The 13,852-nt window shown below is 41.9% G+C and carries 10 protein-coding genes; 2 read left to right on the top strand and 8 right to left on the bottom strand.

Annotation, left to right across the window (positions count from 1 at the left end; all coding sequences use genetic code 11):
* Window positions 1-6: 6 nt before the first annotated feature.
* The 6 genes from ACW6NC_RS09190 to ACW6NC_RS09215 all read right to left on the bottom strand — a co-directional run bounded on the left by ACW6NC_RS09190 (window position 7) and on the right by ACW6NC_RS09215 (window position 9,086).
* Window positions 7-1,827, bottom strand: coding sequence for a DUF885 domain-containing protein (locus ACW6NC_RS09190; RefSeq protein ID WP_457865429.1), 1,821 nt, complete (start codon window positions 1,825-1,827; stop codon window positions 7-9).
* A gap of 7 nt (window positions 1,828-1,834) precedes the next feature.
* Window positions 1,835-3,682 (bottom strand): CocE/NonD family hydrolase, encoded by a 1,848-nt coding sequence (locus ACW6NC_RS09195; RefSeq protein ID WP_457865431.1) that lies wholly within the window; start codon window positions 3,680-3,682, stop codon window positions 1,835-1,837.
* A 62-nt stretch (window positions 3,683-3,744) separates the two neighbouring features.
* A complete protein-coding gene (locus ACW6NC_RS09200) occupies window positions 3,745-5,763 on the bottom strand; it encodes a cytochrome c biogenesis protein CcdA (protein ID WP_457865432.1) in 2,019 nt (672 codons plus the stop codon).
* Window positions 5,760-7,073 carry a tRNA lysidine(34) synthetase TilS gene (gene tilS, locus ACW6NC_RS09205; protein ID WP_457865434.1) on the bottom strand — a complete coding sequence of 438 codons (1,314 nt, stop codon included), beginning with the start codon at window positions 7,071-7,073 and terminating at the stop codon, window positions 5,760-5,762. Before tilS ends, ACW6NC_RS09200 begins: the two co-directional genes overlap by 4 nt.
* Before the next feature lie 27 nt (window positions 7,074-7,100).
* A complete protein-coding gene (gene pabB / locus ACW6NC_RS09210) occupies window positions 7,101-8,402 on the bottom strand; it encodes an aminodeoxychorismate synthase component I (protein ID WP_457865436.1) in 1,302 nt (433 codons plus the stop codon).
* A gap of 123 nt (window positions 8,403-8,525) precedes the next feature.
* Window positions 8,526-9,086 (bottom strand): NADPH-dependent FMN reductase, encoded by a 561-nt coding sequence (locus tag ACW6NC_RS09215; RefSeq protein ID WP_457865438.1) that lies wholly within the window; start codon window positions 9,084-9,086, stop codon window positions 8,526-8,528.
* Between the two features lie 229 nt (window positions 9,087-9,315).
* Between ACW6NC_RS09215 and ACW6NC_RS09220 the strand changes: the two genes are divergently transcribed.
* Window positions 9,316-10,665, top strand: coding sequence for a DEAD/DEAH box helicase (locus ACW6NC_RS09220; protein WP_457865440.1), 1,350 nt, complete (start codon window positions 9,316-9,318; stop codon window positions 10,663-10,665).
* Window position 10,666: 1 nt separating this feature from the next.
* The gene (locus ACW6NC_RS09225; protein WP_457865441.1) at window positions 10,667-11,539 is read left to right on the top strand and encodes an aldose 1-epimerase family protein; all 873 of its coding nucleotides are present in this window, start codon (window positions 10,667-10,669) and stop codon (window positions 11,537-11,539) included.
* A gap of 311 nt (window positions 11,540-11,850) precedes the next feature.
* Here ACW6NC_RS09225 and lpdA read toward each other — a convergent pair whose 3' ends face one another.
* Both lpdA and ACW6NC_RS09235 read right to left on the bottom strand, forming a co-directional pair.
* Entirely contained in the window at window positions 11,851-13,257 is a 1,407-nt protein-coding gene (lpdA, locus tag ACW6NC_RS09230; RefSeq protein WP_457865443.1) for a dihydrolipoyl dehydrogenase, read from the bottom strand.
* A gap of 102 nt (window positions 13,258-13,359) precedes the next feature.
* The gene (locus ACW6NC_RS09235; protein ID WP_457865516.1) at window positions 13,360-13,818 is read right to left on the bottom strand and encodes an Lrp/AsnC family transcriptional regulator; all 459 of its coding nucleotides are present in this window, start codon (window positions 13,816-13,818) and stop codon (window positions 13,360-13,362) included.
* Between the last annotated feature and the right edge of the window lie 34 nt (window positions 13,819-13,852).

Consider the following 13,852-nt stretch of genomic DNA (forward strand, 5'->3'; position numbering starts at 1 on the left):
GTTTAATTAGTTATATTCTTCTATCCAATTCATCACTCTTTCCTCTAGAATATTTAAGGGCATTGCCCCATTTAATAGGATCAGGTCATGGAATTCTCTTATATCAAAATCATCACCTAACTCGTTCCTGGCTGTCTCCCTTAATTCGAGGATTTTGTTCATTCCCACTTTATATGCCGTGGCCTGCCCAGGCATAACAATATGCCTTTCTACCATCTTTATAGCATCGCTTTCGGCATTGGGGGTGTTTTGTTTATAATATTCAATACCTTCTTCCCGGGTCCATTTTTTCGCATGGATTCCGGTATCTACCACAAGGCGACAGGAACGCCAGAGTTCCATAGCAAGCCTGCCAAAATCCGAATAAGGATCCTTATAAAATCCTATTTCCTTGGGAAGAAGTTCACTATATAACCCCCATCCTTCAATATAGGCGGTATAAAAGCTGTGTTTTCTAAATTCAGGAATATTTTCCAATTCCTGGGCGATAGCCAGTTGCATGTGATGACCGGGTATACCCTCATGATATGCCAGGGCTTCCATCTGATAGATCGGCATAGCTTTCATATCGTACAGGTTGGCATAATAAGTACCGGGCCGGGAACCATCTTTAGCAGGTAGCTGATAAAAAGCCTTTCCTGCACTGCGTTCCCTAAAAGGTTCTACTGCCTTTACCACAATATCAGCTTTGGGCTTGGTTAAAAAGAGTTCATCAAGTCGGCCTTTCATCGTATTAATAATCTCAGTGGCATTGGCCAGGTACCTCGCACGCCCTTCTGGAGAATCTTCATAATAGAATTGTGGATCTTCCCGCATAAAATCAAAGAATTCCTGCATTGATCCCTCAAATCCAACTTCATTCATGAGCACTTCCATTTCAGCATGGATTCTGGCTACTTCGGATTTTCCCATCTCGTGAATTTCCTCAGCAGTGAGATCAGTTGTGGTATATCGCTTTAAAGCATTGTTATAAAATTCAATTCCCTTTGGGAACTTCCAGGCTCCGGCATCGATATTAGCACGCTTTTGCTGATTCTCCAGGGTAGCGATCAGGTTCTCATATGCGGGTTTTACCTTATCGATAAGAGCCTGCTGTGCTTCATTAATAAGTCTTCTTTTTTCCTCATCCGTAATATCCAGTCCCTGCACCTTGGTATAAAAGTCCTTTAATAATACACTGCGCTCCTTGGCTTTACCAAAAGGTTTTCCTTTAATAACATTCCTACTGTCTTCCAGGACTTTATCAAAAACAAATTTTGGAGGGACGATGCCATTTTGCTCCCTTATTTTAATATTTCCTATAATATCTTCTACCAGTTCGGGAAAAGCTTTGAGGCGCGCAATATAGGCTCGGGCATCACTGATTGAATCGATCCGGTGCATGTTGATAAGAAAGGCAGGCAGCTCCGATTGGTACCCGTGCATCTGGTTTACCGGATAATTATAGAAGCGGTAATCATAATCAGCGATCTCATTTTCGATTTGCTGTTTATACAACCTGTAGCTTAACCGGGTTTCTTCATTGAGGGCTTCTACATCAACCGTCTTTAGGTATTCAAGACGTTTTTTGGCTTTTTTAAGATCTTCTGCATATTTAAGGTGAGAAAGATCATCCCATTTATCATAATCTGATTTCTCGCCCAGCCTGGTCTGCAACATTGGAGAATCATCAACATCCTTCTGAAATTCCATTTCAAAATACTGGTTGAGCTTCTCCGATGCTTCTTTTTTTTCAGCCTTCGAATAATTGTTTTTTTCTTCTCCGCAAGCCACTATAGCCCCCAGCAGAAGTATTAATATATAATGTTTCTTAATTCTGAAATTCATTAAACACTTAATTTATAATTTCGATGAATTTAATCTTGGAATCACCATAAACCGTATGTGTTTGCGTTTTGAAATCTTCTTCTGAAGCCTCAAAAATATTCGGCACGTAGGTCTGAGGGTTAAGATCTATAAGGGGAAACCAGGTACTCTGCACCTGAATCTGCAATTTATGTCCTTTCTTAAAGGTATGGTTTATGTCCTGAAGCTTAATGGCCACTTCGGTTTTTTGATTGGGCACAAAAGGTTCAGGATTTTCAAAACTGTTTCTAAAGCGACCGCGCATTACTTCACTTCGAACCATCATATGATAGTTATCCATATCCAGATGAGGCATGGTTTCTTCATAATCCTCGGCATCCATAGGATATACATCGATGACCTTAACGATCCAGTCAGCACTGGTCCCGGTAGTGGCAACCTGAAGAACAGCCTCGATTTCCCCTGCGAGTTTCATATCCTGCTCAAGACGCTCGGTTTCAAAAACAAGCACATCTGGTCGTCTTGCGGCAAAACGCTGGTCACCAGTCATATATTCACGAGGGGTGAAAACCGCTTTAATCTCATCATTATAAGGTACCGGCTTTTTTATATCACTGACAAAACGCTTTTCTGTTTGGCTAGGCTCATCGGTAAGCTTTTGATCAGGCCCCAGGAAAAAAACCTTTTCCTCTCCCTCTGGCGGCCATTGGTCATAGGTATTCCATTGGCGCTGTCCAGTGTCATACAAATAGGCTTCCGGCAATTCGGGATCTTCATTGGTATCCCCTTTCAGGAAATGATTGAAGAAGACTGTTTCGATATTTCGCTGGTAATCCTCCGAGAGGTGGTCTCCAAAATAAACGTTTCCCACGGCCTGCCGCTGGCTTAAACGCGCCCAGTCACCATGACTCCATGGGCCCATAACCATGGTATTGTAATTATCGCTTCGCGCTTCAATATTTTTATAAGTCTCGAAAGGTCCATAGAGATCTTCCGCATCAAACAAACCTCCCACGACCATCACCGCAGGTTCAATATCTTCCAGGTGTTGTATGATTCCACGGCTTTGCCAGAATTCATCGTAATTAGGATGTTCTTTTAACTGTTGCCAGAATTCATTATCCTCACCGTAATATTTATCGAGATTGCTCAAAGGGCCTACGTCCAGGAAAAACTGGTACTGGTCCTGGGTTCCCAGTCCGGGAAGTTCATACCAGGGCTCATCAGTTGGACCCTCTTTTTGGTAGCCAAACAGGGCCGTTGCTCTCCAATAACTTAAAAGATAGGCACCATTGTGATGGAAATCATCAAAATAAAAATCTCCAATACCAGCCTGAGGAGAGGCTGCTTTAAGAGCCGGATGTGCATCGAGCAAGGAAGCTACCGCGTAATGTCCGGGATAAGAAATCCCCCAGGTACCGACCCGGCCGTTATTGTTCTCAACATTATTGATTAACCATTCAATAGTATCATAAGTATCACTGGATTCATCGGTTTGATTCCCTTTTTTTTCAGGAATAAAAGCCCTCATATTATCATACTTCCCTTCACTCATCCATCTGCCCCGTACATCCTGATAGACAATAATATTACCTTCCTCCATCAAGAACTTATTGGGTCCTATAAGGGATCGAAATTGATCTTCCCCATAGGGTCGGGCACTGTAAGGAGTACGTTGCAAAAGAATAGGGTATTCTTTGGAGGTGTCTTTAGGCCGATAAATTGTGGTATGCAACTCAACCCCATCCCGCATTGGAATGGCAACTTCGGTTTTATGATAATGCTCTTTTACCTCAAATTCCTGGGATTGCGCAACAATTTGCAGGCTAAGGGTACTGATAAACAATACAATAAATACATTCCGGAGTAATTTCATCTTAAGGCTATATTTTTAAAGTTCCTAAAGATAGAAATTACCTGCATAAAGAGGAAGAAAATTTAATTTTTAGAATCCTCCCGGAATTTTTCCAGTCCTTCCTGCAACCAGTTGTAATACCTACCGGCATCGGGCATATACCCTACCGGCTTATGCAACATATTGACCTCCGGGTCAACCAGAACATAAAAAGGTTGCGAATTGTTTCGGAAATTGATAGTCTGAAAAGTGGCCCATTTATCACCAATTGTTTCAATAGGCTTTATACTGCCATTTGGTCTAATATAATTAAACTGTTGGTCTTCTTCCAGATCTTTGCGATCATCCACATAAAGGGATATAAGGATATATTCATCCCGAATAGTGCGAAATACCTCAGGTTCACTCCAAACCTGTTCCTCCATTTTACGACAGTTTACACAGGCCCAGCCGGTAAAGTCCAACATGATAGGTTTGTTTTCCCTTTTGGCTGCCTTAAGCCCTTCATCCCAATCTTTATAGGCCTCCAGACCAAGCGGTGCTTCGGTGTCCTTATCATACACACTGTAAAATAAAGGAGGTGGAAATCCGCTTAGTAATTTCAGGTTAGCATGGCTGGTATTGGTAAGTCCTGGTATTAAATAGATCACAAATAAAAGAAACAGGATACCTACTCCAAAACGGCCTTTACTGATTCTTTGCTTAGGCCCCTCATGGGGAAAACGAAGCAAGCCAAAGAGATAAGCTACAAGCCCTAAGCCAATAAGGATCCAAATCCCGATAAATATCTCGCGTTTTAAAATTCCCCAGTGTTGCACCAAATCCGCATTGGAGAGAAATTTAAAAGCCAGGCCTAGTTCAACAAAACCTAAGGTCACCTTTACGGTATTAAGCCATCCACCACTCTTTGGCAGGGAATTCAACCAGTTCGGAAATAGGGCAAAAAGAGCGAAGGGTAAGGCCAGGGCAAGACCAAAACCTCCCATTCCTACGGAAAGCTGCATGGCTCCCCCATCACTGGTCAAGGATCCTCCAAGCAAAGAACCAAGGATAGGCCCGGTACAGGAGAACGACACCAGGGCCAGGGTTAGCGCCATAAAGAAAATTCCTATGAATCCTCCAACACTGGAGGCCTTATCATCCATTTTACTGCTCCATGAACTGGGCAGGGTTATTTCATAATATCCAAAAAAGGAAAAAGCAAAAATGATAAATATGATAAAGAAAAGCACATTAAGACTAACATTAGTGGAGATATTATTCAGTAATTCAGGGTTCACACTGTCCAAAAGGTGAAAAGGTATACTGAGAATAAGGTAGATTAAGACAATAAAAAAACCATAGGAAATAGCATTTACAGTGCCTTTCTTTTTGTTTTTAGCTCCCTTGGTAAAGAAGGAAACCGTTAATGGGATCATAGGAAATACACATGGGGTCAGTAAGGCGATGAGTCCTCCCAGAAAACCAAGAAAAAATATACTGGTAAAATTATTACCCTCTTCTTCACTGGTCTGGTAAGCTTCCATTCCCTGAAGGTTCATATCCAGGGCATCGGCAAGCTCCTGATCTTTCTCGGTAACCTCAAGGTCAGTAAAACCGGAGGTGACCTTTTTGTTCTCAAGGGCTATGGTAAAACGCTCGGTTTCCGGAGGCAGACATTGCTCATCGTCACAAACCGAAAAATAGACCTCAGCAACCACTTCCAGGCCTTCCGGATTAAAAACCTTGATTTTCTGAGTAAAGACCGCCTCATCATCAAAATAAATAATATCAGCACCAAAGACTTCATCATAATAGGGTTCGGCATCGGGCTCTTCGGTCTGGCCTATTAGTTCATAGGTATCAGGAGCATCATTATAAGTGAATTTTGTTGGAATGGGTGCGATTTCAATATCGGCTTCCTGCTGAGAATACAGGTGCCAGCCTTCTTCCAGGGTAGCGGTAAATATTAGATTGTATATACTATCGTTTTCCTGGGTGACCTCTGCTTCCCAGCTAATTGGATTAGAAAACTGATAATTTTGTTCATTGTCATCAAAAAACTGTGCATTAGCCGTTGCAAATGAAAAAACTAATAGACACAGACTTGCCAGGTACCTCATAAACTATAGGTGATTTTTAATATTTTCTGATCGGGTGAAGTTATTGCGAATCGATTATCCGCACGTTTATTGATCACCCAAACAATTTTTTCTCCCGAACACAGCAACCAGCTGTTCTCCTTTTCGGGAATGGATAATTTTTTGTCCTTAAAGAAGTCGCTAAGCTTTTTCTTTCCTTTCATTCCAAAGGGATAAAAGTAATCCCCTTTTCGCCATTTACGCACAACTAACGGATACTCAAGTAACTCCGGGTTAACATAAATACTATACGTAGTCTTTTCCTCTATTTTCCTAACCTGAGAAAATGTAAAGGTACCCATAGGTAACATGACAACTTCCTCATCCTCCTCAATTTGAAATTCCCTCTCAAGGTTTTCCGAGGGAAGTTCGGTAAGTATAAGTTTTTCCCTGTCCTTTATCAACCTGTGGGTTGGTGAGAAGACCATCTTCCCGGGCTGAGCATCCAGCAGGTTATACACATCGTTCCATTGGGTAAAACCAAAAGTCTTTAGCATTTGGTAAAGCACCGATTTTGTATTGGGTATCTTTCTAAGAAAGGCAATATCAAGCTCATAACCCAACTTTCCTTTTTCAACAACCTCCGGATATATAAGGCTGATATAGTCCTCCACCAGCTCCTGACTTTCCTTTAAATGCGCTTGTGTTTGTAAAAATGAATTTAAAAACTCAGGGTTAAGTGCTTCGAAGAGAGGAACCATTTCGTGCCTTATTTTATTTCTGAGGTATTTGGTAGAGGCATTGCTGCTATCTTCCCTCCATACAACACCATGGTCCTTGGCATAGGCTTCAATCTCCTTCCGTGAGAATTGCAACAAGGGACGAATTACCCTGTTATTTTCCGGTCTGATCCCTGAGAGGCCTTCCAGCCCTGTACCGCGAACAAGATTTATAAGAAAAGTCTCCAAATCGTCATTGGCGTGATGTGCCGTAAGAATATAATCCAGTTTCTTAGTGACTCTTATTTCCTCGAACCAATGGTAGCGCAAGTCTCGCGCCGCCATTTGAATTGAAAGTTTTTTATCCGCGGCATATTCAGCGGTGTCAAATTTCTGCAGGTAAACCTCTACCCCCATCTTCTGGGCCAATTCTTTGACAAAGCGCTCATCAGCATCGCTCTCTTTCCCCCGAAGATTAAAATTACAATGCGCAACGGCAAAATCCAGTTTGGCCTCTTTGCATAAATGCAAAAGCACTGCACTATCCAGACCACCACTTACCGCCAGCAATAACCTGGAATTACAGAGGTAAGAAAAATCATTCTTGATCAGATTCTTAAAGGCTTTTTCCATCACCATCCAAAGATACAAAAGCCGCAATTAAGAAAGCACCTGCCGCATCGCTTTTGCCTTTAAAAGACATTCTTCATATTCCTTCTCGGGAATGGACTGGGCCGTTATGGCACCCCCCACCGAGAAAGACACATATTCTTTTTCAGAATTGTACAGTATACTGCGAATGACTACATTAAAATCAAAATCGCCCTCCGGAGTGAAATACCCCACCGCACCACTATATAGACCACGTTTGGAATCTTCCAGTTCCTCGATGATCTTCATGGCAGAAATCTTAGGTGCTCCAGTCATACTGCCCATAGGAAAGGTCAAGCGTAAGCTCTCCACCGGCGGTATATCATCTTCAATTTCTGCAGAGACCGTAGAGATTAACTGGTGTACCTGCTTAAATGGATATACCCGACACAGCTCTTCCACCTTCACACTTCCTTTTTTTGCGATCCTGGAAAGGTCATTGCGTACCAGATCCACGATCATTACATTTTCCGAATATTCCTTGGGGTCTTTTGTGAGGTTTTCAGCTATAAGGGAATCCTCATCCTTGTTTTCTGAGCGCCTGGCTGTTCCCTTTATAGGTTGGGAAATAAGTTTGGATCCTTTTTTCTTCAGGTAGCGCTCGGGCGAGCTGGAGAGCATATAAAATTCTTCCAGCCGTAAAAACGCAGCAAATGGTGGTTCAGAAATAGCATTGAGATCCTGAAAAACCCCAATGGGATGGATCCGCTGATTTTCAAGGTAGAATTCCTGACAAAGATTGGCCTCGTAAATATCACCTCGTTGAATATGATTTAGCATTCGTTCCACTTTTTCCAGGTAGTTTTTCTCAGAGGTCCTAGCCTGGATTTCAGATACCTTGTAAAGAGGCACCTTATATTCATGGTCAGGGCTGGGGTCACCCTTTTTAATCTGAGCCAGGTCATCTTCCATTTCATCGTCTATCATCCTTAGGTAATGCATCTCCAGGGTATTACCCTTAAGCAAAAATAAACGCTGAGGCTGAAAAAAATACATATCAGGAAAGCCTAAACCATCATAATTTTCACTGCGAAGCATTTCCACGTCATTCTTAAGATCATATGACAAATAGCCAAAAATCCAGTCCCTGGTTGTCTGCTGATATTCCTGAAGTTGTTCAAAAGCCTGATGATAGTCAGTTTTAATAGCGGTAAAGGCTTCCACTGCAAGCAAGGCATCGAATTCTCCATGCTTTTGAGAATAATCATTGCTATCGAGCCAGACCACCTCCTGAAACTGCCTGCTCCATCGAAGCAACTTTTGTTTAAAATCTCCGGGGTTTTCTACGGTAAATTGTTTTAGGCTTCGCACGAGTAATTAGGTTTGGGAGGCAAAGGTAAAAAGACGAAAATTAAAGCATGAAAGATCGAACCAGGCTTTTTCTTATGGTGGTATTTATTCCAGCCGGTCTTTTTAACAGAACCATGGTAAGAATTACTTATCAATATCCTTTTCCGGGATTTCTTCCACATCCTGGGAAAAACTGGTTAGCACATCCTGGACCCCTAACTCCAGCACTTCGTTTATTATCTCACCATCCTTGAAATTATCCCGAAAGGAGGGAAAACTAAAACTCTGCACTATCTTTCCTCCAAAACGGGGAAAAATAGTTTTACAATATTCCAGTGCTGCAGCTCCACCACGGGCTCCCGGAGAGGTGCTCATAAGCAGTATCTTTTTGCCCGAAAGAAAACTACGATCAAGCCTTGAAAGCCAATCGATAATATTTTTAAAAAAGGCAGAAATATTCCGGTTATGTTCGTTAACTGTAATGACAAGGGCATCATGTTGTGCAATCTGGTTCTTAATAATACTTGCATTTAGTGGGATGCCGCGCTGGGTTTCAATATCTGCACTATATATCGGTAGCTGGTAATCGGTTAGTTGAATGATTTTGATCTGGTGTCCCTGTATGCGATCTGTGATATGGTTTAATAGTTGCATATTGATAGACCGACTGCTGTTAGAGCCCGTAAAGGCAAGAATTTTCTTCATAACTACTTAGACTTATCTCCAAAAATATAGAATCTAAAAGCTTTTCAACCAGATTTTATGATTTTCCTTAACATTTTCACAGGATCATTTTACCCCGGAATCAAAGCTCTGAAGTCAACGAGAGCCCAACACTTAATCCCCCCGGCCTATCAAATGCTTTTAAATGTTCCCAGGGGCAGATTTAAAACAGAGTTTCACTAACTTTGCCGACCCATAAAAACTTCAAACTGTGACTTTTCAGGATTTAAACATTACCACTCCTTTGCGCAATGCCCTGGATGATATCGGAATTACTTCTCCGACCCCGATCCAAGAACAAAGCTTTTCTACTATAATGTCCGGCAGAGATATGGTGGGAATTGCCCAAACCGGAACGGGAAAGACCTTTGCCTACATCCTTCCGATTTTGAGATTGCTTAAATTTTCTAAGCAAAAAAACCCCAGGGTACTTATTATAGTGCCTACCAGGGAATTGGTAATACAGGTCCTCGAAGAGATTGAAAAACTTACGGCCTATATGAATGTTCGCACTGCCGGGGTCTATGGTGGGGTAAATATCAATACGCAACAGCAAAGGCTTCTGCAGGGCCAGGATATTGTAGTGGCAACCCCCGGGCGTCTTTACGATTTGGTTCTCAGAAGAGCATTACAGTTAAAATCCATTCAAAAACTGGTGATCGACGAAGTAGATGTTATGCTAGACCTGGGATTCAAATTTCAGATCAATAATATTCTAGAATTGCTTCCAGAAAACAGACAGAACATCATGTTTTCAGCTACCATAACTGAAAATGTTGAAAGCCTTATCGAGTCCAATTTCAAACGCCCTGAAAAAATTTCTGTCGCAGCCAGCGGTACACCCCTGGACAATATCGAACAATCCGGGTACAGAATACCGAACTTCCACACCAAAGTTAATTTCCTAAAGCATATTCTCCGAGATAAAGAAAGCTATTCCAAGGTACTGATTTTTGTGGCTTATAAACGAATAGCTGATCGGCTTCACCAGGAACTTGAATCGCATTTCCCTGATCAGGCCACAGTAATCCATTCCAATAAGACCCAGAATTACAGGCTTCGAAGCATCAAGCAATTCAGTAGCGGGTTTTCCCGGATTCTGGTTGCTACCGATGTGATGGCCCGGGGTTTGGACATTGAAGCTGTGAGTCATGTGATCAATTTTGATACGCCAAAATATCCCGAAAATTATATGCACCGTATCGGCCGAACGGGAAGAGCCGAAAAAGAAGGAAAATCCTTATTATTAACCACAGAAAGCGAAATGGGATACCTGGAGGATATCGAAGCCTTAATGAAAATGGATGTTCCGGTAAAAGCGCTCCCGGAAGAAGTTGCGATTTCCAGGGAACTTATCCCGGAGGAGCAGCCCAGAATCTTGGAAACAAACAATCCTTCAAAACCCTCTGATGTCTATACGCCCGGGCCTGCTTTCCACGAGAAAAAAGAGAAAAACAAAAAAGAAAACCTCGGGGGATCTTATAAAAGAGAAATCGTTAAAAAATATAAGAAACCTAAAACCCGGGGAGATAAAAATGCTAACCGAAGAAAAAAGAAATAAGATGCATAAACTTAAAAATAAGTTTCTAAATATCGAAGTTAATCCTGTAGGCGCTGAACTTGCCAGTATCAAAAACCTGGAATCGGGAATTGAATACTTATGGCAGGGAAATCCTGATATCTGGGCAAACCAGGCTCCGAATTTATTTCCGGTGATTGGAATACTGAAAAACGGGCAATACAAATTCGAAGGTAAATCCTATAATATGCCTAAACACGGGTTTGTGCGTTACAATGAAAACATGGTACTGAAATCCAGCAGCAATGACCAACTGGTTTTCGAATTAGGTGCTTCCCAGGAAAGTCTGCAGTATTACCCGTTTCGTTTTAGTTTTGAAATCAGCTTCAGACTTAATGGAAAAGCATTGGAAGTTTCTCACAAGGTCACTAACCTGGATGATAAAACCATGTATTTCTCCCTGGGGGGCCATCCGGCATTTAACGTTCCTCTTTCCAAAAATGAGGATTATCAGGATTATTACCTTGAATTCGATCAAAAGCTGGACCTACGCAGTTATCTGCTGAATGAAGAAGGCCTGGTTAGTGAAAAAACAGAAGGAATCCTGGATAATGAAAATAAAATATGGTTAAAAAAAGATCTCTTTGAGAATGATGCCCTTATTTTTAAAAATATTAGCTCCAAAAAAGTCACCCTTAAAAGCAAAGCTCATGGCGCTGTATTAAGTATGGGATATCCAGGTTTTAAAAATCTCGGAATTTGGGCTAAACCCGGGGCTCCATTTGTTTGCATAGAACCCTGGCTGGGCATTGCTGATGTGGAAGGCACTGATCAAAACCTTAAAACCAAAGAAGGCATCGAGCAGCTGGAACCCAAAGAAAATTTTGAAGTGACCTATGTGATCACTATTCACTAAAAGAGCTACTAAAGAATAGCCATTCTGGCTAAAAAGAAAAATCCCGACAAGGCGGGATTAATTTTAGCTACTTTTAAGTCCTGTTCTTTTTCTTAGCGGCCTTGGCAGCCCGCTTTTCCTTTAAGCTCAATACCGGCTCTTTTTTGGCCGAATTCTTCGAGGGTGATTTTCCTTTTGGCATTTTTTCTATCTTTAATTTCAACCCCTAAATATAGGCAAAGAACAGCTACCAAATTGAATCCCAAGGAATAAAAAATCAAACCCGGAAATCAGAGGATTCCCGGGTTTGAAAATTTGATTTCCGGTATCAACTATACGTGCAACGGACGGTTGTCAGTAGCAGCAAGTGCCGCTTCCTTAACGGCTTCCGCGTATGTTGGATGTGCGTGGCTCATTCTAGAGATATCCTCAGCAGAAGCACGGAATTCCATAGCCGTAACTGCCTCAGCAATAAGATCGGCAGTTCGGGCACCTATCATATGGACTCCAAGCACTTCATCGGTCTTTTCATCTGCTAGAATTTTGACGAATCCATCTATATCGCCACTGGCCCGCGAGCGTCCCAGGGCACGCATTGGAAATTTTCCTTCTTTATAGTTTATTCCTTCTTCCTTAAGTTGTTCCTGAGTTTTACCTACCGAAGCAACCTCGGGCCAGGTGTAAACTACCCCAGGAATCAGATTATAGTCGATATGAGGTTTTTGTCCTGCAATGGTTTCAGCAACAAATGTTCCTTCTTCCTCAGCTTTATGCGCCAGCATAGCTCCGCGTACCACATCCCCAATAGCATAAATATTCTCTACATTGGTCTGAAGATGGTCATTCACATCGATGGTTCCCTTATCGGAGACTTTCACCCCGGCCGCCTCGGCATTGAGACCATCGGTATAAGGACGACGCCCAACCGAAACAAGGCAATAATCTCCCTTTAATTCAAGTTCTTTACCTTTTTTATCATCGGCTTTAATAATCACCTGATCGCCGTCACGGGCCACCGATTTTACTTTAGTGGAGAGGTGGAATTTCACCCCCTGTTTCTTTAAGACTTTCTGCAGTTCTTTTGAAAGAGCACCATCCATGGTCGGAATAATGCGATCCATAAATTCAACGACGGTAACTTCAGCTCCCAGTCTGCGGTATACCTGTCCAAGTTCAAGACCGATCACCCCACCCCCTATAACGATCATGTGCTTAGGGACCTCTTTCAGGGTTAAAGCTTCTGTAGAGGTGATTACCCGCTCCTTATCTAATTCGATAAAGGGAAGATTGGAGGGCTTAGATCCGGTAGCTATAATTGTTTTTGCAGCCTCGATGGTTTGTGTTTTATCATCTTTATTTTTGATATTGATATGAGTATTGTCCTTAAAAGACCCCATACCTTCATACACATCGATCTTGTTCTTATCCATAAGGTATTTAACACCATCTGATGTCTGCTTCACCACAGAGGCCTTTCGCTGGATCATCTTTTCCAGGTTGACCTTTATCTCTCCCGGAATCTCGATTCCGTGCTCTTTAAAATGAGCCACCGCATCGTGATAGTGATGGGAGGAATCTAGCAAAGCCTTACTTGGGATACATCCCACATTAAGGCAAGTACCACCAAGGCTAGAATATTTTTCAATGATCGCAGTTTTCATTCCCAGTTGTGCGCAGCGTATGGCAGCCACGTAACCTCCGGGGCCTGAACCTATAACTGCAACATCATATTTACTCATAATTCAATGGTTTGTGTTGATTTTTATACAAATTAAGCACAAAAGTACAACTATTCGTGCCAATGACCAATGTGGAGACCCTTCCTGTCAAAACTTTAAGAATTAAAGTTTAATTGCCGTGGTATTTTTCACCTTTTCAATCGTAAAGGTACTCTGGGTACTGCCTATATGATCCAGGGTGGTAAGTTTAGTTACCATAAATTCTCTATAGGCCGCCATATCTTTAACCAGCACTTTTAAAATATAATCATACTCCCCGCTCACATGAAAACATTCTAAAACTTCAGGTAGGCTTGTAACTTCAGCTTCAAAACGAGTAAGATAGTCTTTGGTATGCTGGATTAGTTTTATCTGGCAAAATACCGTAAATGCCTTTTCCACCTTATCAGGGTTTAACAAGGCCACATATCTCGAAATCACTTCTTCCCTTTCCAGACGTTTGATCCGTTCATACACAGCAGTTACCGAAAGGTCCAATTTTACCGCAATCTCTTTATTGGTCATTTTACTGTCCCCTTGTAAATGCTGTAAGATCTGCAGGTCTTTCTCATCGAGTTTCATATGCTGAAAAATTTTCTGTTCTGAAAACCAAAAA

This window comes from Salegentibacter profundi, assembly GCF_054121475.1.

What these genes read in the sequence shown, in the direction of transcription:
- ACW6NC_RS09225 (WP_457865441.1), top strand. Translation starts at nt 10,667, where the DNA reads ATGCATAAACTTAAAAATAAGTTTCTAAATATCGAAGTTAATCCTGTA.
- ACW6NC_RS09200 (WP_457865432.1), bottom strand. Translation starts at nt 5,763, where the DNA reads ATGAGGTACCTGGCAAGTCTGTGTCTATTAGTTTTTTCATTTGCAACG.
- ACW6NC_RS09190 (WP_457865429.1), bottom strand. Translation starts at nt 1,827, where the DNA reads ATGAATTTCAGAATTAAGAAACATTATATATTAATACTTCTGCTGGGG.
- ACW6NC_RS09215 (WP_457865438.1), bottom strand. Translation starts at nt 9,086, where the DNA reads ATGAAGAAAATTCTTGCCTTTACGGGCTCTAACAGCAGTCGGTCTATC.
- tilS (WP_457865434.1), bottom strand. Translation starts at nt 7,073, where the DNA reads ATGGAAAAAGCCTTTAAGAATCTGATCAAGAATGATTTTTCTTACCTC.
- lpdA (WP_457865443.1), bottom strand. Translation starts at nt 13,257, where the DNA reads ATGAGTAAATATGATGTTGCAGTTATAGGTTCAGGCCCCGGAGGTTAC.
- ACW6NC_RS09195 (WP_457865431.1), bottom strand. Translation starts at nt 3,682, where the DNA reads ATGAAATTACTCCGGAATGTATTTATTGTATTGTTTATCAGTACCCTT.
- ACW6NC_RS09235 (WP_457865516.1), bottom strand. Translation starts at nt 13,818, where the DNA reads ATGAAACTCGATGAGAAAGACCTGCAGATCTTACAGCATTTACAAGGG.